This is a genomic window from gamma proteobacterium symbiont of Axiagastus rosmarus (genome assembly GCF_059730925.1).
This window is the reverse complement of sequence record NZ_AP035925.1, coordinates 960,610-979,494: the sequence shown is the minus strand read 5'-3', so window position 1 is coordinate 979,494 and position 18,885 is coordinate 960,610. Positions and strand designations below refer to the sequence as shown.

The following is an 18,885-nucleotide window of genomic DNA, read 5'->3' as shown; positions in this document are numbered from 1 at the left end:
CGCGATGAATCGCGCCGCTACAAATGTTATGCGGCCTGCAGTTACCTGCATTAATACGAAGCAGCCAATCTGCGAAATAATTTGTGCTAGCGCAAGGCGGCAAGCCTGGGAGTCCCCGGGAGCATACATCAGTATGTGACCGGGGCGAGCAGGCGCAGCCAACGCAGCGATTGAAGCAGAACTAGCGTTCGTCGCGCCGTCCGCCGACTGCCGCCCAGATCCGGCGCACATGCACGGTCACTTCTTCGCGGTCGTGATACAGCTGGCGCGCCTGGATCTGCGCGTTTACGCCCTTCTCCTTCAGCGCCGCGTCCATCATCGCCAGGTTCTGCGTGACTTCTTCATAGCGCTTTTTCATTGGCAGCTTGAGGTTGAAGATCGCCTCACGGCACCAGCCGTTAACCAGCCATTCGGTCATCAGGCTGGCGACGCGCACCGGTTTTTCCACCATGTCGCACACCAGCCAGCTGATGTTGCTGCGCGGCGGGCGGAATTTGAACCCGTCTTCGCGGCAGTGCGTAACCTGTCCGGTATCCATCAGGCTCGGCGCCATCGGGCCGTTATCCACCGCGTAGACCCACATGCTGCGCTTCACCAGCTGATAGGTCCAGCCGCCGGGGCAGGCACCAAGATCGACCGCATACATGCCGCTGCCCAGCCGTTCGTCCCACTCATCGGCCGGCACGAACACATGGAATGCTTCTTCCAGCTTCAGCGTAGAGCGGCTTGGCGCATCGGCCGGGAACTTCAGGCGCGGAATGCCCATGTAAAACGGCGAGTTGTTGTGCGGCAGCGAATAACCAACGTAGCAGGTGCCCGGCGCGATAAAGAACACATGCACCACCGGACGTTTATTGCTCTCATAATTCAGCAGGATTTTGCTGTCGCGCAGGCTGGCGCGCAGCGGTACCGTCAGCTTGCGGCAAAATTTGGTCAGCTCTTTGGCTTCATTGGTGTCGGGCACTTCAACGCGCAGCTCGCCGCCTTTCTCCACCACGCCGCTCAGCATGCCAACGATCGGGGTAATACGATCTTCCGGCGGGAGATCGCGCAGCAGCTCGCCCACCACCAGCATTTGCCGGGCAAAAATCAGCTCTGCGAACGGCAGCGTGGCGATCAGTTTTTCCGCCTCTTCTGGCTGATAGCACTCAAACAGCACGTAACCGGCGTCATCTTTAACACGCGGAAAACCGTAGATTTCACGTTCCGCTGCTTTGGCACTGATTTCTGCCGCACACTCTTTCTCAAATCCCGGACGGCAATAGAGTAAAACTTTATTCATGGCGATCTGCCTTTCGTTTCAGACGCAGCGCGCCAATCAACATCAAAAACCAGCCAATCAGGAAGCACAGGCCTCCAACCGGCGTAACAAACACCCAAAACTTCAGGTGCGACAGCGCCAGACAATACAGGCTGCCGCTGAACAGGACGATACCCAGCGCCATCGCGGCGCTGCTCCAGTAAAACCAGATATTGGCGCGACGCAGCATCGCTGCGCCAATACCGATAATCGCCAGCGTATGATACGCCTGATATTCAAGGCCGGTATGGATCCACGCCATCTCGGCCGCGCCGAGCGCTTTGCTCAGCACGTGCGCCCCAAAAGCACCAAACGCCACCAGCAGAAAGCCGCTAATGGCGGCAAATATAAACATGGCACGACTGGACATTCATTTATCCTCAAGGTGAAACCGCACATCACTGTGCGGCAGGCAACGCGTTAGTGATCGTAGCGGAAGCGGAATTTTTCTTGTTCAGTTGCGGCTTTTTCCAGAATCCACTGCCGAAAGGCGGCTATTTTACCCAGTTCTGCCTGGCTGTCATGACAAACCAGATAAAAAGCATTTTTACTCACTAAGACATCGTTGAAAGGACAGACCAGACGTCCGGCCTCAATTTCACTCTGCGCCATCACATTATTGGCCAGCGCCACGCCCTGGCCGTGGATCGCCGCCTGCAGCACCATGGCGCTGTGGCTGAAGATCGGCCCCTGCTGAACATTGATGTGCTGCAAGCCCAGCTGACGGATATAGGATTGCCAGTCACGGCGCGAGGCGTCATGCAGCAGCGTGAAATGCGCCAGATCGGCCGGTGATTTGAGCGGATTGTCGCCGGTCAGCAGCAGCGGCGAGCACACCGGCAGCAGATATTCGGCATACAATTTCTCTACCCGCAAACCGGGCCAGTTGCCGCGGCCGTAAAAAATCGCCACGTCGACATCGTCGGCCAGCTTCTCCTCATCACGGTCCACCGCCTGGATACGCACATCAATGCCCGGATAAGCCAGATTAAAGCTGGAGAGGCGCGGAACCAGCCACTGAATGGCGAAACTCGGCAACAGGCTGACGGTGAGTGCCCCTTTGGCACTGCGCGCCTGCAATTTGCGCGTGGCATCGTTCAGTGCCGAAAAAATTTCTTTGATATCGAGATAGTAGCTTTGACCCTCTTCGGTCAGTAACAGCGAACGATTGCGCCGGCGAAACAGCTTGAGACCGAGAAAATCTTCCAGCGATTTAATCTGATGGCTGACAGCCGCCTGGGTCACAAACAGCTCCTCAGCGGCTTTGGTGAAGCTCAAATGACGGGCCGCAGCGTCGAAGACGCGAAGAGCATTAAGCGGCGGAAGGCGTTTTGACATGGTTTTCCGTACCCGGATTGGCAGCGTAACACTGCAACTTATACAAAGTCGTTACGTATTAGATTTTTTAATCCGAGACATTATAATTTGTCCGTTGAGGAAGCTCCAGCAAATACCTATAGTTGCCGCACTTCCTGAGCCGGAACGAAAAGATTTCTGGAAACGTGCGAGAGATCGCAGACTTTTAGAGAGCTTTTGGCTTGTGGTCGTGATGTTGTGTTTGCATTTTGATCTGACGATTGCAGATCAAACTTTTAATTCCTGTAGATTTACCCTGTCTGTCCATAGTGATTTTAAATAGCACCGCAAATTGCGGTGCTTTTTTTTACCTGCTAACCGGGCTTACTGGCCCATTTCCACCATCTCTTTCACATCTGAGCGGTTAATCTGCTGCTCGTTGCCATTGGCATCTTTATAGCTGATCATACCGGTTTCATCGTCAACTTTTGGTTTGCCATCCGCAACAATGGTGCGACCATCATTGGTATGCATGACGTAGTTGCTGGAACAGGCGGCCAGGGTAAAGGCCATGGTGCACACGGCCAGCACTGCGGCGAGTTTATTCATCTTCTATCTCCTTGCAGATTGATTGCATTAAACCACCCGCGTGCGCTGACCAGTGGCAGCAAACAGAGCGATCGACTGGAACAGACCGATTCGTTATGCGGGTTTCGGTTCAAACCTTGCAATAATTAGCATAACGCGCTTTTCCAGCTTTGCCAGGCCACGGCGTGGCTTTCAGCCTGGTCCTAACATCCAAGTAAGTGAGCTGAGTATGACCCATTTCTCTCCTGGCGAGTTTCGTCAGCAGTTTCCCGCGCTGAGCGATGCGGGTGTCTATCTCGACAGCGCTGCCACCGCGCTGAAGCCGCAGGCGGTGATTGACGCGACCGCGCAGTTTTATTCGCTGAGCGGCGGCACCGTCCACCGCAGCCAGTTCGCCGCTGCCCGCGCGCTGACGGCACAGTATGAACAGGCGCGCGCGCGCGTGGCGCACTGGCTGCAGGCGGCGGACGATCGGCAAATCGTCTGGACGCGTGGCACCACGGAAGCCATCAACCTGGTGGCGCACAGCTGGCTGGCACCGCGTCTGCAACCGGGCGACGAGATTGTGGTAAGCGAAGCCGAGCACCACGCCAATCTGGTGCCGTGGCTGATGGTGGCGCAGGCCAGCGGTGCGAAAGTGATAAAGTGGCCGCTTGGCGCTGACCGGCGGCCGGATATCGCCCTGCTGCCGCAGCTGCTCAACGCGCGCACCCGTCTGCTGGCGATAGGTCAGATGTCTAACGTGACCGGCGGCTGTCCGGATCTGGCGCAGGCGATTACGCTGGCGCACGGCGTCGGGGCGAAAGTGATGGTGGATGGCGCGCAGGGCGTGGTGCACTGCCCGCCGGATGTGCAGGCGCTGGATATCGACTTCTACGCCTTTTCCGCGCACAAGCTGTACGGCCCGATGGGCACTGGCGTGCTGTACGGCAAAGCGGAGCTGCTGGACGCGATGCCGCCGTGGCAGGGCGGCGGCAAAATGCTGACGCAGGTCGATTTCAGCGGCTTCACGCCGCAGCCGGTGCCGTGGCGCTTTGAAGCAGGCACGCCGAACGTGGCGGGCGTGGTCGGGCTGAGTGCGGCGCTGGACTGGCTGGGGCAGTACGATGCGGAAAAAGCCGAACGCTGGAGCCAGCAGCTGGCCAGCCTTGCCGAAGAACAACTCAGCGCTATTCCCGGCTTCCGCAGTTTCCGCTGCGGCAGCGCCAGCCTGCTGGCGTTTGATATCGCCGGCATTCACCACAGCGATATCGTGACGCTGCTGGCGGAACAGGGCATCGCGCTGCGCGCCGGCCAGCACTGTGCCCAGCCGCTGATGGCGGCGCTTGGCGTCAGCGGCACGCTGCGCGTCTCATTTGCCCCCTATAATAATCTGCAGGACGTGGACGCGCTGGTGCGCGCCATGCACCATGCCGTGGATTTACTGAGTGAGTAACGTAATGACATCAGCCCTGCTTGCCCCCCATCCGTTTGGTGATCTGATTACCGCAGCCAGCCTGACGGAGAAGTTTGCCCATTTTCATCAGTGGGAAGATCGCTACCGCCAGCTGATTCAGCTCAGCCGCCAGTTGCCGGTGCTGCCGGAAGCGCTGAAAACGGCGGAAATTGAGCTCTCCGGCTGCGAAAACCGCGTCTGGCTCAGCAGCCAGCAGCGGGCCGACGGCACGCTGCATTTTTACGGTGACAGTGAGGGACGCATTGTGCGCGGATTGCTGGCGGTGCTGCTGACAGCGGTGGAAGGAAAAACGCCCGCGGCCCTGTTAGCCACAGACCCGCTGGCGCTGTTTGATACCTTAGGGCTGCGCGCGCAGCTGAGCGCCTCGCGCAGCAGTGGTTTACAGGCGCTGGCTGAGGCGGTACAGCGCGCCGCCCGCGCGCATCAGGCAGACTGACGCGCCGCGCGCGCGAGAAATTTTTTCAGCGCGTGCGACACCGCAACAAAACCAAAGGTGGCGGTCACCATGGTGGCCGCACCAAAGCCGGCGGCACAGTCCATGCGCTTTGGCCCTTCCGCCGTGCTGCGCGAAGCGCATACGCTGCCGTCCGGCTGCGGATACACCAGCGCCTCGGTAGAGAACACGCAGTCGATCCCCAGTTTACCCTTGCTGTTTTTCACTACGCCAAAATCACTTTTCAGCCGCTCGCGCAGTTTGGCAGCCAGCGGATCCTGAATGGTTTTGGCTAAGTCACTGACCTGAATCTGCGTCGGATCGATCTGTCCGCCGGCGCCACCGGTAGTGATCAGCGGGATCTTATTGCGCCGGCACCAGGCAATCAGCGCAGCCTTAGGGCGCACGCTATCAATCGCGTCAATCACATAGTCGAACCCTGCAGCCATCAGCTCAGCGGTATTGTCCGGCGTGATAAAGTCATCGATGCAGATCACCTCACACTCCGGATTGATGGCGTGAATACGCTGCGCCATCACCTCAGTTTTGGCCTGACCGACATGCCCCTGCAACGCATGAATCTGACGGTTGGTATTGGTAATACACACATCGTCCATGTCGATCAGGGTAATTTTACCGATGCCGGTGCGCGCCAGCGCTTCGGCCGCCCAGGAACCGACGCCGCCGATGCCGATGACGCAGAAATGCGCGTCGGCAAAACGCTGCAGTGCTTCCTGCCCGTAGAGACGCGCCGTGCCGCCAAATCGCTGGCGCCAAGCGTCGCTGACAACTTTCATAGCTAACCTTTTAGTACGATGCGCGGACGCGCACCCGACAAACCCAGGGTGCGCAGCCTATCAATTTGCGCCGATAATCAATGAACCATTATTGCCGTTTTGCGGATTGCTGAACAGCGGCTGGCCGGTTCCCGGTGCGGCTTTCAGCACCCAGACGCGGCCATAATGGTTGTAGAAGCCCGCCAGATGCGCCGCATCCGGGCCGACGCCCTGGTAGATATCGAAGTGCTGGCCTTTGATCGCGCCGCCCACGTCCAGTGCGACCATCAGGCGCATCTCATATTTGCCGTTGAATTTGCCCTTCTCATTCAGCTGCGGCACTTCAGCCAGCAGCGCCGTACCGGCGGGAATCAGCGAACGATCGGACGCCACCGAGGCTTTGGCAATCAGCGGTACCGCACTGGCGCCGCGCACCGGCACATACTCTTCCGGCTTGAAGAACACGAACGACTGGTTGGTTTCCAGTACGTTGCGCACTTCCTGCGGCGAGTGCTCCTGCGCCCACTGCCGAATCGCCTGCATCGACATGTCTTCGCGCTTCACTTCACCGCGATCGATCAGCTCTTTGCCAATACTGTGGTAAGCCCAGCCGTTCTTGCCGCCGTAGCCGAAGAAACGCAGCGGACGGCCATCGCCGAAATCGACATAGCCGCTGCCCTGCACGTCCATCATAAAGTTGTCGATCAGCGAATTGCTCCAGGCAATCACATAACGCTCATCCAGTGCGCCACTATAGATAGAAGCGCGGCTTGGCAGCTTCTGTCCGCGCGGACGCGGCGGCATGCGGTAAATCGGATACTGGAATTCGCCCTGACGGGTATAACGCGCTTCCACCACCGGTGTGTAGTAACCGGTAAACTGTACGTTGCCGTAGCTGTCGGTGCCTTCCATCTGATAGGCGTTCAGGCCGAACTGGCGCAGCTGACGCGTATCGGCGCCGGAGAGCAGCCAGTTCTGAATCGCACTGTAAGTGCCGAGGTTGCGGCCATACAGACCGGACGACGCCGACTGGATCTGCTGCACCTGCAGGCCGAAATCACGGCCATTGACCGGACGCCCTTTGGCGTTCGGCTCATTCACCAGCCCGAGCGGTTGCTCCAGCTTGCCATCAATATATTGCTGACCGCGATCGGTCGGCTTAGAGCTACAACCGGCTAACAGCGCCAGAAATGCGCCAGTAAGTGCATACTTCGCCCAATGTCCTTTCATTACCTTCTCTTTTTAAGCTGGTTGTTTGCACGGCGACGATAGCAAAGGGGCAGACAGAATGAAATCTGCCGCAGGCTAGCGCGCTCACATCTGTATAATAAATCGCCCAATGGCCAAATAATTCAGCAACTGTTTGTCTATTTAGCGCTTTAACGCAAAAAAGGGGTTGCATCATCATACGCCCGGTGTATAGTGCGCATCCACGGACGCGGGGTGGAGCAGCCTGGTAGCTCGTCGGGCTCATAACCCGAAGGTCGTCGGTTCAAATCCGGCCCCCGCAACCAATTCTTCGTGATGAAGAGACAATGTGGCAAGTCGCTTAGCGCGACAGACGGACGCGGGGTGGAGCAGCCTGGTAGCTCGTCGGGCTCATAACCCGAAGGTCGTCGGTTCGAATCCGGCCCCCGCAACCAATTGTCTTAACGAAGAATACAATGTGCAAAGTCGCTCAGTGCGACAGACGGACGCGGGGTGGAGCAGCCTGGTAGCTCGTCGGGCTCATAACCCGAAGGTCGTCGGTTCGAATCCGGCCCCCGCAACCACTTCTTCTGACGAAGAACATCACAACACCCTGACGGGTGTTTTTTTGTTTCTGCGCCCGGTAAAAAGCGGCATCGCTGCCGCCCTGCCCTAACGCCGTGCCAGCACGCCGCCTTTGTCAAAATACGCCTTAATACCGTGCAGAATGGCTTCCGCCACCTGATGCTGATAGCGCGGCGTACGCAGCTTCCGCTCTTCTTCAACGTTACTGATAAACGCCGTTTCCACCAGAATCGACGGGATATCCGGCGCTTTCAGCACCGCAAAGCCGGCCTGATCCACCGTGCGTTTATGCAGGTGGTTAATGTGGCCCATGCGCGTCAGCACTTCTTTGCCAAACTTCAGGCTGTCGCTGATGGTCTGCCGCTGCACCATATCGAACATGGTGTGGTCGAGATAGCGATCGCCGCTCATGCTGACCCCGCCGATCAAATCCGCTTCGTTCTGCGTCTGGGCGAGAAAGCGCGCGGCGGCCGAGGTTGCGCCGCTGGTGGAGAGCGCGAAGACCGAAGAGCCGCGCGCCGCCCGGCTGGTAAAAGCATCGGCGTGAATCGAGACAAACAGATCGGCGCGCTGTTTGCGCGCTTTCGCGACCCGCACGCGCAGCGGTATAAACACATCTTCGTTGCGCGTCATGTAAGCCTTCATATTACGTTCTTTGTCGATCAGCGCTTTCAGATAGCGTCCAATCTTCAGCACGATATCTTTCTCGCGCGTTTTGTACTTGCCGTGCGCGCCGGGATCTTCCCCGCCGTGACCGGGATCGATCATGATAATAATCGGTCGATCGCGCCCGGCTTTACCCGGTAGCGGCGCCTGCGCCGGTTGATCGCGCTCCAGTTCACCCTGGTTGTAATCCTTCAGTAACGCCAGCAGCGGATCCTCTTCCTGTGACGACTGGCTGGGATAGAGATCGACCACCAGCCGGTGGCGAATACCCGCGACCGGATCGAGGGTGAAGGTTTTTGGTGCCACGCTGCGCTTCAGCTCCAGCACCACGCGCACCGTGGTGGGATCGAACTGACCGACGCGCGCGGTTTTAATGTAGGGATCGTCCATCCGCACCAGCTTATCAATGCCTTTCAGCGCGCTGTTGATATGCAGGTTCTGGATATCGATCACCAGCCGTTCGGGATTGCTCAGCGTGAACTGCTTATAGTGCAGCGCGACGTTGGATTCCAGCGTCACGCGCGAGTAAGTCGAGGATGGCCAGATGCGCACGGCCACAATGTGCTGACTGGCCGCAAAACCGCTGCGCGTCACGCTCAGCAACCACAGCGCACCTGCGCCCTGTAAAAGTCGTCTTCGGGTAAAAGCTTCGGACATGCCGCTCCAGCTACTGTGTTATGTCTAAAAAATCGTCAGTTGACGAGCAGAAGGCGAAAACTTTATTCAATGAGGAATGTCTTGTCTTGCCGGAAAAACCAGATAATGCAGTCTGTTAGCGTGGCTTGCATCAGGAAAATCGTAAAGTAACGTCAGGTCCGATGCTTGCAAAAAGTGGCGAAAGAGCATAAAAATACATAAATTTCGAATAACCATTCACAGAGGGTTTGCCGTGAAGGAACGCAGTACCGAACTGGTTCAGGGTTTTCGCCATACCGTTCCCTATATTAATGCCCACCGTGACAAGACGTTTGTCATCATGCTGGGTGGCGAGGCCATCGAGCATGAGAACTTCTCCAGCATCGTTAACGATATCGGCCTGTTGCATAGTCTCGGCATTCGCCTGGTGGTGGTTTATGGCGCACGGCCGCAGATCGATGCCAGCCTCGCGCAGCAGCAGCTGGAGCCGATTTATCACAAACACACCCGCGTGACCGATGCCCAATCGCTGGAGCTGGTGAAGCAGGCGGCCGGGCGTTTACAGCTCGATATTACGGCGCGTCTGTCGATGAGCCTGAATAATACGCCGCTGCAGGGCGCGCATATTAATGTGGTGAGCGGTAACTTCATCATCGCTCAGCCGCTGGGCGTGGATGACGGCGTCGATTACTGCCACAGCGGCCGCATCCGCCGCATTGACGAAGAGGCGATCCATCGTCAGCTGGATAACAATGCCATTGTGCTGCTGGGTCCGGTGGCGGTCTCGGTGACCGGCGAAAGCTTTAACCTGACCTCGGAAGAGGTGGCGACGCAGCTGGCGATCAAGCTAAAAGCCGAGAAGATGATCGGTTTCTGCTCCGAACAGGGCGTAACCGATCGCGAAGGCACCATCATTTCCGAGCTGTTCCCGAACGAGGCGCAGACGCGGATTGATGAAATGGAGAGCGACGGTGATTTTCTCTCCGGCACCGTGCGCTTCCTGCGTGGCGCGGTCAAAGCCTGCCGCAGCGGCGTGCGCCGCAGCCATCTGATCAGCTATCAGGAAGATGGCGCACTGCTGCAGGAGCTGTTCTCGCGTGACGGTATCGGTACGCAGATTGTCATGGAGTCGGCCGAGCAGATTCGCCGCGCCAACATCAACGACATCGGCGGGATTCTCGAACTGATTCGTCCGCTGGAGCAGCAGGGCATTCTGGTGCGCCGTTCACGCGAGCAGCTGGAGATGGAGATCGACAAATTCACCATTATTCAGCGCGACAATATGACCATCGCCTGCGCAGCGCTCTATCCGTTCCCGGACGAGCAAATCGGCGAGATGGCCTGCGTGGCGGTGCACCCCGACTATCGCAGCTCTTCGCGCGGCGAGCTGCTGCTGGAGCGCGTGGCGCTGCAGGCGCGGCAGATGGGGCTGAAGAAGCTGTTCGTGCTGACCACGCGCAGTATCCACTGGTTCCAGGAGCGCGGCTTCACGCCGGTGGATATTGAGTCGCTGCCTGAAAGCAAAAAGCAGATGTACAACTATCAGCGTCGTTCCAAAGTGCTGATGGCAGACTTACGCTAAGCGCCACTGCTCATCAAAGCGCCGCTGAGGGCTATTCCCCGCGGCGGCGCAATCATCTGCCCTCTTCTCCCCCTAAGCGATCCAGCAACCCGCTGCGCCGCTGCGTGCGCAACTGCACCGCGCGCCGGAACACCGCTTCATCACTGAAAAGCGTCAGCTGGCTGCGCGCCCGGGTAATAGCCGTGTATATCAGCTCGCGCGTCAGTACTGGCAGGAACTGAGCCGGCATCACCAGCGCGGTGTGGTCAAACTCTGAACCCTGTGATTTGTGCACCGTCATCGCCCATGCCGTGTCATGGGCCGGCAGGCGACTTGGCTGTACCGCTTTGATGCTGCCATCAGGCAGCGGGAAGAACACCTTGAGCAGCCCTTCCTCATCGAACAGCGTAATGCCGATGTCACCATTGAACAGGCCGAGCGCGCTGTCGTTACGCGTCACCATCACCGGACGCCCCTGATACCAGCGGCTGCCCCCTGCCGGACGCCGAATCAGCTGCAACTGCATCAGCTTGTGCTCAATACGCTGATTGAGCCCCTGCACGCCAAATGGCCCTTCGCGCAGCGCACACAGCAGCTGATAACGGCCAAACGCAGCAATCACCTCGGCCGGTGCGGCACGCTGATTAATCAGCTGGAGAAATGGCCGATAGCCTTCGGCAATCTGCGTCAGCATCGCCTGATACGCTTCGGCATCGTTGAGCGGCTGGCGCACGATATCACTGAAGCCCGCCTGAAAGGCCGCCTCGACCGCCTGCGCTTCGCCGGCGTTGACCGCCGCAGCCAGCTGACCGATGCCGGAGTGCGCCGCGAAACGGTAGCTTTTGCGCAGCAGGCAGATGGCATCACGCACCGCCGGGGCCACCGCATCATCGGTGCCGGCAACCTCGCAGCCGGTCAGCGTGGTGAGCTGCAGCGCACGCACCGGACTGTAGCCCGCCTCGGCACAGCGGCAGATATCCCCGAGCACCGCACCGGCTTCAACCGAGGCCAGCTGGTCGCGATCGCCGAGAAAAATCACCCGCGCGTGAGCGGGCAGCGCGGCGATCAGGTTTGCCATCATGCCAAGATCGACCATCGAGGCTTCATCGACCACCAGCACGTCGAGATGCAGCGGGTTACCGGCGTGGTAGCGCAGGCGCTGCGTCTCCGGCTGGGCTCCAAGTAAACGGTGCAGCGTGGTGGCTTCTGCCGGAAAACGCTGGCGCTCCGCATCGCTGACGTCGAGACTGCGCAGCGCCTTACCCAACGACTCGGTGAGCCGCGCCGCCGCCTTGCCGGTAGGGGCGGCCAGCTGAATGCGCAGGGTTCCCTCACTGAGGCGAATCAGCGCCGCCAGCAGCTTCGCCACCGTGGTGGTTTTGCCGGTGCCGGGCCCGCCGGAGATCACCGCAGTTTTTTGCGTCAGCGCCACCGCCGCCGCAATTTTCTGCCAGTCCTCAGGCTGGCTGCCGAAAAAGGTATCCAGCACGCTGCGCACCTGTTCGGGCGCAAACAGCTGCGGCGCCGCCTGTGGCTGGAAGAAGCGCGCCACTTCCCCTTCGTGATGCCAGAGCCGGTGCAGATAGAGCCGGTTATCACGCAGCACCACCGGTGCCGGGCGATCGCTGGCGCTGAGCGCCTGCCAGTCCGCCAGCAGTGTCGGCCAGTCCTGCGGCTCGCCGGCGGCCTGCCAGATGGCGTGCGCCAGCTCCGGATGACGACCGCTGAACAGCCCTTCGCGGGTAAGCTGCGACAACGGCAGGCAGACGTGACCGTCACCGGCTTCCGCGCTGAGACAGGCAGCCGCCAGCAGATGCGCGGGCCGATCGTCGTCGGCCAGCAGCCGGGCAAACTGAATATCCAGCGCCCGCAGCAGGCGCAGTTCTGCCGCCTGTGCCAATAGCGTACTCATGCTACTCATGCTGCTGCTCCCGGCCCGCGAAACAGGCTATCCAGTTGTGAAACGAAATCTGACGTCGGTCGGGTATGGAACACCCCGTTATCTGGCGAGCTGCCATCCATGCCGCGTAAAAACAGATAGAATACGCCGCCAAAATGCTGTTCATAATCGTAATCCGTCAGGCGGTGCTGCAAATAGCGATGCAGTGCCAGCGTATACAGCTGATACTGCAAATCGTAACGGTGGTCGATCATCGCCTGCGCCATCGCCTGCGGTGTGTATGCCTGATGGCTCTCGCCCAGCCAGTTAGATTTGTAATCCAGCAGATAGTATTTGCCCTGCCAGCGAAATACCAGGTCGATGAAGCCTTTCAGCATGCCCTGCACCTGACGGAAGTCGAGCGGCGGCGCCTGACGCGACAGCGGATCCTGCCGCATCAACGCGTCCAGCGCCGGTGCCGTCAGCAGTCCATCAATCGGCAGATAGAACTCCATCTCGATCAGGCGATTGCCCGGTGTGATGTCGCTCAGCCGGATCCCTTGAGTGTTGAGCGGCGTGTTCACCACGCGGGTAATCCACTCGCTCAGCATCGGCTGCCAGTGCAGCGGATAGCCGCTCTGCTGTAACTGCTGTTCCAGCTGCGGCGCTGACGGCGGCTGGGTGAAGTCGAGCGATTCAAACAGCGTATGCAGGAAAGTCCCGGGCGCTGCGCCACGCGGGAAATGGTGCGGCGTCAGCGCGGTTTCCAGCACTTCCGCCTCGCGATCTTCCCCGACCGCTTCCGCATCGAAGCCCGGCATTACATCCAGCAGACGGTGACTGCCGTGCTGCTGCAGCCCGGAGTAGCTGGTGACACGCCACGGATCGGCCAGCGCGCGCGTGACGCTGCGCGCATCCAGCGCATCGTCAACCTCGTCCAGCGCCTGCCAGCGTTCATGGCCCTGCGGCTGCGCCAGCACCACTTCGGTTCCGGTCACGCTGATGTCGTGCAGTAAACTCGCCAGCTGTTCTGCGGTGGCCGGCTCGCCGCGCTGCAGCAGGAAACCCAGCGCGCTTTTATGTAAATCGCTCTCGCCCTCTTTCTTGCGCGTGCCGCGAAACAGCGGTGCCACGCCGACGCTGCAGTGATACACCGAACGCGTCAGCGCCACGTACAGCAGGCGTAAATCCTCTGCCAGCCGCTCCTGCTCTGCCAGCGCCAGACTTTGCTCATCATTCTGCAAATCCAGCACCGCGTTGTAATGCTCGCGGTCGTGATAGAGCGCGATATCGGCCTCGCGGAAACCGGCGGCAAACGGCAGCCACACCAGCGGATACTGTAACCCCTTGGATTTATGGATGGTGACAATCTGCACCAGGTGGCGGTCGCTCTCCAGCCGCAGCTGCTGGCTGGCCGACTGGCTGTCCGGTCGGGCAATTTGCTGCGCCAGATAACGCACCAGCGCGTGCGGACTGTCGAGCTGGGCCGCCGCCTCCTGCAGCAGTTCGCCGAGGTGCAGCAGATCGGTCAGGCGACGCTCGCCATTCTCTGAGGCCAGCAGGTTTTCTGCCAGCTGGCGCTCCAGCATCAGCTGACGCAGCATCGGCAGTACGCCACGCTGGTGCCACAATTGCTGCCAGCGGGCAAAGGTATCCACCAGCGCATCCCAGCCGCGCGCATCCTGATCCAGCGCGTCCAGCTGCGCGGCATCAAAGGCAAACAGCGACGTGGCCAGCGCGGTGCGCAGCATCCGCTCCTGCTCGGGCGCGAGGATCGCCTGCAGCAGCCACAGCAGTTCTCGCGCCTCGGGCGTGGTATACACGCTGTCGCGGTTGGAGAGATACACCGAAGGGATGCCGAGCTGATTGAGCGCGGCGCGAATCAGATTGGCTTCGTTCCGGCTGCGCACCAGTACCGTGATGTCCGAGGCCTGCACCGGCCGCTGATCGGGGGTTTTGCCCAGCAGCGCGCGCTGTTGCTGACCCGCCTGCAGCCAGCGGCTGATATCAGCGGCGCACTGCTGCGCCATCAGCTGCTGGTATTCGCTGACGCTGCAGCCTGCGCCCGGCTGTAGCCAGAAGCGCAGCGCAGCCTGCTCCTCGCCGTCGATACTCAGCGACAAACGCTGATTGGGCGGCGCGGCATTGACCGGCAGAAACGGGATGTCCGCAAACAGAAACGGGGCGGGCTGGCGCATAAACAGCTGATTGACGCTCTCCACCATCGCCGGTGACGAGCGCCAGTTGGTATCCAGCGTGTAATGCGCCTGAACTTCACTGCGCGCGCGGATATAGGTAAAGATGTCCGCACCGCGGAAGGCGTAGATAGCCTGTTTCGGGTCGCCAATCAGCAGCAGCGCATGCTGCGGCTGCTGTAAATAGAGCGTGCGGAATATACGGTACTGCAGCGGGTCGGTATCCTGGAATTCGTCAATCAGCGCCACCGGAAAGCGCTGGCGAATCGCCTGCGCCAGCTGCTCGCCGCCGGGCTGTTGCAGCGCCTCGTCCAGCCGGCTCAGCAGATCGTCAAACCCCAGCAGCGCCTGCAGGCGTTTCTCTTTACGCACCGCGTGACGCACCTCCACCAGCGCGCGTGCAATCACCAAATCGCGCAGCGACAGCGGCTGCGCCAGGAATGTATCAATGGCGGCAAACAACGGGTGCTGCGGTGGCGCGCCCTTTTTGGTTTTTTCATTGAGCACCTGCTGACCGAAACGCGCCAGCTCGGTGGGAATCTGGTAATCCGCGGTCTCGCTCTGCGCCCAGGCGCTGACTTTGCTGACCCACAGCGGCAGGTTTTTACTGCTGTAGCTGCGCTTATCAACATCAGACTGCCCGACCAGCGTCAGCACCTCTTCGCCCAGCGCCCGCCACTGCGCTTTCATTTCGGCAATGCGTGCCAGGTTGCTGCTGTGGCGCGATGTCAGGGTTTCACTGTCGTGCGGCGCCAGGCGCAGGCTGGGCGACTCGCCCTGCAGCCACGGGCGCAGCGTCGACAATAGCTGTTCCGGCCCGCTCCATTCCGCAACGATGACGCGCGCAATATCCAGCGTCAGCGGATAGCAATGGCGCCGCCAGAAATCCGCCGTCGCCTGACGCAACAGCTGCTGTTCATCTTCAATCAGCTGCTGCTCGAACAGCATACCAGACTCAAACGCATTGAGATTGAGCATGCGCTGGCAGAAGCCGTGAATGGTGAATATCGCCGCCTCGTCCATCTGCCGTTCCGCCGCCAGCAGCAGCGAGGCCGCCTCAGCGGGCTGGGCAATGTCGGCCAGCAGCTGCATCAGCATCGGATTTGCGCTGACGCCGCGCAGACAGGCCAGCCGCAGCTCATGAATATTTTCCCGGATACGGCCGCGCAGTTCGGCGGTGGCGGCTTCGGTAAAGGTCACCACCAGAATCTCTTCCACCGACAGCGGGCGCGCATAGGCATTCGGTCCGCCAAGTCCCAATAGCAAACGCAGGTAGAGCAGACCAATGGTAAAGGTCTTACCGGTGCCGGCGGAGGCCTCAATCAGACGCTCACCCTGCAGCGGCAGCGTCAGGGGATTGAGCGATTCAGGGCGCTGACTCATGGCGCATCACTCTTCACGGAGAGCGACTGCTGCAGGCGGGCGACTTCATCCCAGGTGGTAAAGCCCGGCAGCGGCGCGTAATCCGCATCGTGGGTGCCATCGTGACTGCCGCCAATCTGCGAGATCATCGCCATGCCCTGCTGCGCCAGCACGGCCTGATGGAAAAAGTCAGCCAGGCTGGCCGGTGTCAGCTGCTGAATTTGCGCAATGGCTTTTTCGCGCGTATCAAACGCGAAGTTCTGGCGATTGAAATCACGGCTGTAACGGTTGGCTTCTTCATCCAGCGTTTGCGGGCGCTGTTTCAGATCGTTGATCAGTGCCTGCTGATACTGGGCGAAATCTTCCGCTTTCATGCTGCGCAGACGCTGTTCCGCCTGCGGATAGAACGCCTGGAAACGCTGCAGCAGATAAGCGGGCGCTTTACTGTTGCTTTGCAGCAGGAAGCCAATGCCCCACTGGCGACCAATCGGCATCTGATAAGCGAACACCGCATAGCCCAGCTGCTCCTCGGTGCGCAGCTGATTGTAGAACCACGGCTGCACAATCTGGCTCAGCATGGTGCTGTTAGCCATACTTTGATACTCGCTGTAGCCGAGCGGCACATACAGCGTCGCCAGCGCTGAGTCGGTGCTGCTGCCGGTTTTCTGCAGGTTGGCTTTGATCGGCTTATCCACCACCACATAATTGCTGTGCCAGTAACCGTGCCCCGTGCTGTGCAGCTGCTGTTTAAGCTCTTCGCCCAGCTGCCTGACGCGATCGGCCGACAGGTTGCCGACCACCATCATTTCCGGCGTGGCGTGCTGGATCAGCGCATCGCGGTAATCCATCACCTCCTGCAGCGTGATCTGTTTCACCAGCTGGCGTCGCGCCTCACGCTGGGTGTAGGGCAGCTGGGACAGCATTTGCATCGGCTGAATCGCCTGTTCAAACGCTTTGCCCTTTTCCGCTGCTTCCAGCCGATCCAGATACCAGGATTTCGCCTGCTCGAGCTGCTGCGCATCCGGCTGGAAGCTGGCGTAGCCTTCAACCAGCTTTTTCAGCAGCTCCGGCAGGCGCTGGGTGAAGCCGCTGGCATTGAACACCAGCCCGTCGTCCTCACCGGTAGAGAAGCTGATGCCGCCCACCGAAGCCTGCGAATTCAGCTCATCCAGCGCCAGGCTGGAGAGGTAGTCGTTGAGTCCAAACAACACCTGCTGGCGCGCATCGCTGATCGCGGATTTGTTTCGCAGTGCGAGCGTAATAGCGGCCTTCGGCTCGCTGGCGTAGAACTGGCTCGGCATCCAGTAGATGCGCATGCTGTCGCCATTGGTCAGCGCCACCGGATGATCGTAATGCTTACCGTCAGACGGGATGAGGGAGAAATCCGACGGAATGTAGGGATTCAGGGTCGGCAGCGACAGCGGAATCTGCTGCGCCTGCTGCTGCCAGGCGCTGAACTGCGCGGCGCTGATTTTATCCACCTGATAAGGCGCATTCACAAAGTAAGCCTGTTTGTTGTGCGGCTCAGCGGGACTGATGTACCAGATGCGGGCGTTCTGCGGCGTCATCTCAGCCAGACGGGCGCTGATCGCGGCCGCATCATAGCGGTCGGTCAGATAAGGCGCATCCAGCGTGTGCGTCACCGGCACGCGCAGCATGGTATCCACCAGCCACTCAATGTAATCCATATCGCGGGTAATCGACGGATAGCGGAAATCCAGCGCCAGCACGTGCGCGACTTCATCGAAATAGCGCTTGTCGATGCCTTGCTTGCGCAGCATATCAAGGTAGCTGAATACTGCAGCCACCACGCGATCGCGCTGCGCCAGACCTTTGTCGGTCAGCGAAACCGAGATGGCAAACACGCCGCTGTTGCGCTCGGTCATCGGATCCGCGCCGGCATTGACGCCATCCGCCAGTCCCTGCTGCTGCAACCAGTCGTTCAGGGTATTTTTACTGCGGTTGCCCAGCAGATAGCTGATTAAGGTGTCGGTTTTGCTGCGGAACTGGTCGCTGTCGTTGGCGATGCGAAACTCAATTTTCAGCTGCTTGCGCGGCTGCGCTGGCACGTAATGAATGATGATGCCTTTCTGCGCATCGGTGACCACCGGCACGGTAATATCCGGCACGCTGGCCTGATGATTGGCCACGCGGCCAAAGGTCTGTGCAGCGATCGTCGCCATCTCCGGCAGCGGTTTGTTACTGTAAATCACCGCTTTCATCAGATTCGCCGAATAGTGGCGGTGATAGAAGTCGAGCAGCGCCTGATGCAGGTTGCTGTCGGGTTTGTCACTCAGGGTATCAAGGTTACCGCCCGAATAGCGCGAGCCGGGGTGCGCCGGATTGAGGGTTTCCGCGCCAACCTGCGCCATACGCAGCCCATCGCGCGAGCGTGCCATCGTCAGCTCAGCGTTAACCGCATGCCGCTCGCGGTCCGCGTTGGTCGGGTCGAGCAAGGGTTGTGCAATCGCATCCGCCAGACGATCCACCGCCGGTTGCAGCGCATCGTTTTCGACTTCCAGGTAAAACGCGGTGCGGTACGAGGCTGTGCTGGCATTGTGGCTACCACCGTGCTTCTTGAGAAACTCCGCCAGGTTATCCGGCTGCGGATAATTTTTTGACCCCATCAGCACCATGTGTTCCAGATAGTGTGCCAGGCCCAGCTGACTGTCGGGATCGTCCAGAGAACCGATCGGTAACGTCAGCGCTGCCAGCGATTTCGGCGCGGCAGCATCTGACACCAGCAGCACCGTCATGCCGTTGCTCAGGGTAATGGCCTGATAACTGCGCGGATCGTGATCGCTCTTGCGGATGGTTTCATCAATCGGCTGCCAGCCGCGCCCGTCGTCGGCAAAGGCATTCAGCGCCAGCATGCTCAGCAGCAGCGCTCCTATCCAGCGTGCGTAAATCCGCATTTCAACCCCTTAACGTTACCCTTATCCGCCGGCGTTGCGTCGGTCGGGA

13 protein-coding genes and 3 tRNA genes are annotated in these 18,885 nt (G+C 59.8%); 6 read left to right on the top strand and 10 right to left on the bottom strand.

What is annotated here, in order from left to right:
* Positions 1-181 precede the first annotated feature (181 nt).
* From rlmM to AC6I8F_RS04440, 4 genes are all read right to left on the bottom strand, one after another.
* On the bottom strand, positions 182-1,282 hold the full coding sequence (gene rlmM / locus AC6I8F_RS04455; RefSeq protein ID WP_021507383.1) for a 23S rRNA (cytidine(2498)-2'-O)-methyltransferase RlmM: 1,101 nt from the start codon (positions 1,280-1,282) through the stop codon (positions 182-184).
* Positions 1,275-1,670 (bottom strand): DUF423 domain-containing protein, encoded by a 396-nt coding sequence (locus tag AC6I8F_RS04450; protein ID WP_021507384.1) that lies wholly within the window; start codon positions 1,668-1,670, stop codon positions 1,275-1,277. Before AC6I8F_RS04450 ends, rlmM begins: the two co-directional genes overlap by 8 nt.
* Before the next feature lie 50 nt (positions 1,671-1,720).
* Entirely contained in the window at positions 1,721-2,638 is a 918-nt protein-coding gene (locus AC6I8F_RS04445) for a transcriptional regulator GcvA (protein WP_010616414.1), read from the bottom strand.
* Positions 2,639-2,980: 342 nt separating this feature from the next.
* The gene (locus AC6I8F_RS04440; RefSeq protein WP_010616412.1) at positions 2,981-3,205 is read right to left on the bottom strand and encodes a YgdI/YgdR family lipoprotein; all 225 of its coding nucleotides are present in this window, start codon (positions 3,203-3,205) and stop codon (positions 2,981-2,983) included.
* Between the two features lie 208 nt (positions 3,206-3,413).
* Between AC6I8F_RS04440 and csdA the strand changes: the two genes are divergently transcribed.
* On the top strand, positions 3,414-4,619 hold the full coding sequence (gene csdA, locus AC6I8F_RS04435) for a cysteine desulfurase CsdA (RefSeq protein ID WP_104093651.1): 1,206 nt from the start codon (positions 3,414-3,416) through the stop codon (positions 4,617-4,619).
* 4 nt (positions 4,620-4,623) lie between these two features.
* Complete coding sequence (gene csdE, locus AC6I8F_RS04430; RefSeq protein WP_104188437.1) at positions 4,624-5,076, top strand: cysteine desulfurase sulfur acceptor subunit CsdE; 453 nt, start codon at positions 4,624-4,626, stop codon at positions 5,074-5,076.
* Here csdE and tcdA read toward each other — a convergent pair.
* Together tcdA and mltA are read right to left on the bottom strand one after the other, a co-directional pair.
* Positions 5,064-5,870, bottom strand: a complete 807-nt coding sequence (gene tcdA, locus AC6I8F_RS04425) for a tRNA cyclic N6-threonylcarbamoyladenosine(37) synthase TcdA (protein WP_021507387.1) — start codon at positions 5,868-5,870, stop codon at positions 5,064-5,066. The genes csdE and tcdA overlap by 13 nt on opposite strands.
* Positions 5,871-5,930: 60 nt before the next feature.
* Positions 5,931-7,079 carry a murein transglycosylase A gene (mltA, locus tag AC6I8F_RS04420; protein ID WP_021507388.1) on the bottom strand — a complete coding sequence of 383 codons (1,149 nt, stop codon included), beginning with the start codon at positions 7,077-7,079 and terminating at the stop codon, positions 5,931-5,933.
* Positions 7,080-7,286: 207 nt separating this feature from the next.
* Here mltA and AC6I8F_RS04415 point away from each other — a divergent pair.
* The 3 genes from AC6I8F_RS04415 to AC6I8F_RS04405 all read left to right on the top strand — a co-directional run bounded on the left by AC6I8F_RS04415 (position 7,287) and on the right by AC6I8F_RS04405 (position 7,621).
* A tRNA-Met gene (locus tag AC6I8F_RS04415) sits at positions 7,287-7,363 on the top strand.
* Positions 7,364-7,415: 52 nt separating this feature from the next.
* Positions 7,416-7,492 (top strand) — tRNA-Met (locus AC6I8F_RS04410).
* Between the two features lie 52 nt (positions 7,493-7,544).
* A tRNA-Met gene (locus AC6I8F_RS04405) sits at positions 7,545-7,621 on the top strand.
* A gap of 88 nt (positions 7,622-7,709) precedes the next feature.
* On the opposite strand, the gene amiC is transcribed toward AC6I8F_RS04405, so the two are convergent.
* Complete coding sequence (amiC, locus tag AC6I8F_RS04400) at positions 7,710-8,945, bottom strand: N-acetylmuramoyl-L-alanine amidase AmiC (protein ID WP_498028570.1); 1,236 nt, start codon at positions 8,943-8,945, stop codon at positions 7,710-7,712.
* A 232-nt stretch (positions 8,946-9,177) separates the two neighbouring features.
* Between amiC and argA the strand changes: the two genes are divergently transcribed.
* Positions 9,178-10,506, top strand: a complete 1,329-nt coding sequence (argA, locus tag AC6I8F_RS04395; protein ID WP_021506712.1) for an amino-acid N-acetyltransferase — start codon at positions 9,178-9,180, stop codon at positions 10,504-10,506.
* Between the two features lie 52 nt (positions 10,507-10,558).
* Here the strand turns inward: argA and recD are convergent, their stop codons facing one another.
* Genes recD through ptrA form a run of 3 tightly spaced genes read right to left on the bottom strand, consistent with a single transcriptional unit; the run spans position 10,559 to position 18,836 of the window.
* Positions 10,559-12,406, bottom strand: coding sequence for an exodeoxyribonuclease V subunit alpha (gene recD, locus AC6I8F_RS04390; protein ID WP_058757057.1), 1,848 nt, complete (start codon positions 12,404-12,406; stop codon positions 10,559-10,561).
* Complete coding sequence (gene recB / locus AC6I8F_RS04385) at positions 12,403-15,942, bottom strand: exodeoxyribonuclease V subunit beta (protein WP_127834500.1); 3,540 nt, start codon at positions 15,940-15,942, stop codon at positions 12,403-12,405. Before recB ends, recD begins: the two co-directional genes overlap by 4 nt.
* Complete coding sequence (ptrA, locus tag AC6I8F_RS04380; RefSeq protein ID WP_498028569.1) at positions 15,939-18,836, bottom strand: pitrilysin; 2,898 nt, start codon at positions 18,834-18,836, stop codon at positions 15,939-15,941. Before ptrA ends, recB begins: the two co-directional genes overlap by 4 nt.
* Positions 18,837-18,885 lie beyond the last annotated feature (49 nt).

Excerpts from the sequence above, each read along its gene's own strand:
- rlmM (WP_021507383.1), bottom strand. The coding sequence starts at position 1,282 with ATGAATAAAGTTTTACTCTATTGCCGTCCGGGATTTGAGAAAGAGTGT.
- AC6I8F_RS04450 (WP_021507384.1), bottom strand. The coding sequence starts at position 1,670 with ATGTCCAGTCGTGCCATGTTTATATTTGCCGCCATTAGCGGCTTTCTG.
- AC6I8F_RS04445 (WP_010616414.1), bottom strand. The coding sequence starts at position 2,638 with ATGTCAAAACGCCTTCCGCCGCTTAATGCTCTTCGCGTCTTCGACGCT.
- AC6I8F_RS04440 (WP_010616412.1), bottom strand. The coding sequence starts at position 3,205 with ATGAATAAACTCGCCGCAGTGCTGGCCGTGTGCACCATGGCCTTTACC.
- csdA (WP_104093651.1), top strand. The coding sequence starts at position 3,414 with ATGACCCATTTCTCTCCTGGCGAGTTTCGTCAGCAGTTTCCCGCGCTG.
- csdE (WP_104188437.1), top strand. The coding sequence starts at position 4,624 with ATGACATCAGCCCTGCTTGCCCCCCATCCGTTTGGTGATCTGATTACC.
- tcdA (WP_021507387.1), bottom strand. The coding sequence starts at position 5,870 with ATGAAAGTTGTCAGCGACGCTTGGCGCCAGCGATTTGGCGGCACGGCG.
- mltA (WP_021507388.1), bottom strand. The coding sequence starts at position 7,079 with ATGAAAGGACATTGGGCGAAGTATGCACTTACTGGCGCATTTCTGGCG.
- amiC (WP_498028570.1), bottom strand. The coding sequence starts at position 8,945 with ATGTCCGAAGCTTTTACCCGAAGACGACTTTTACAGGGCGCAGGTGCG.
- recD (WP_058757057.1), bottom strand. The coding sequence starts at position 12,406 with ATGAGTAGCATGAGTACGCTATTGGCACAGGCGGCAGAACTGCGCCTG.
- recB (WP_127834500.1), bottom strand. The coding sequence starts at position 15,942 with ATGAGTCAGCGCCCTGAATCGCTCAATCCCCTGACGCTGCCGCTGCAG.
- ptrA (WP_498028569.1), bottom strand. The coding sequence starts at position 18,836 with ATGCGGATTTACGCACGCTGGATAGGAGCGCTGCTGCTGAGCATGCTG.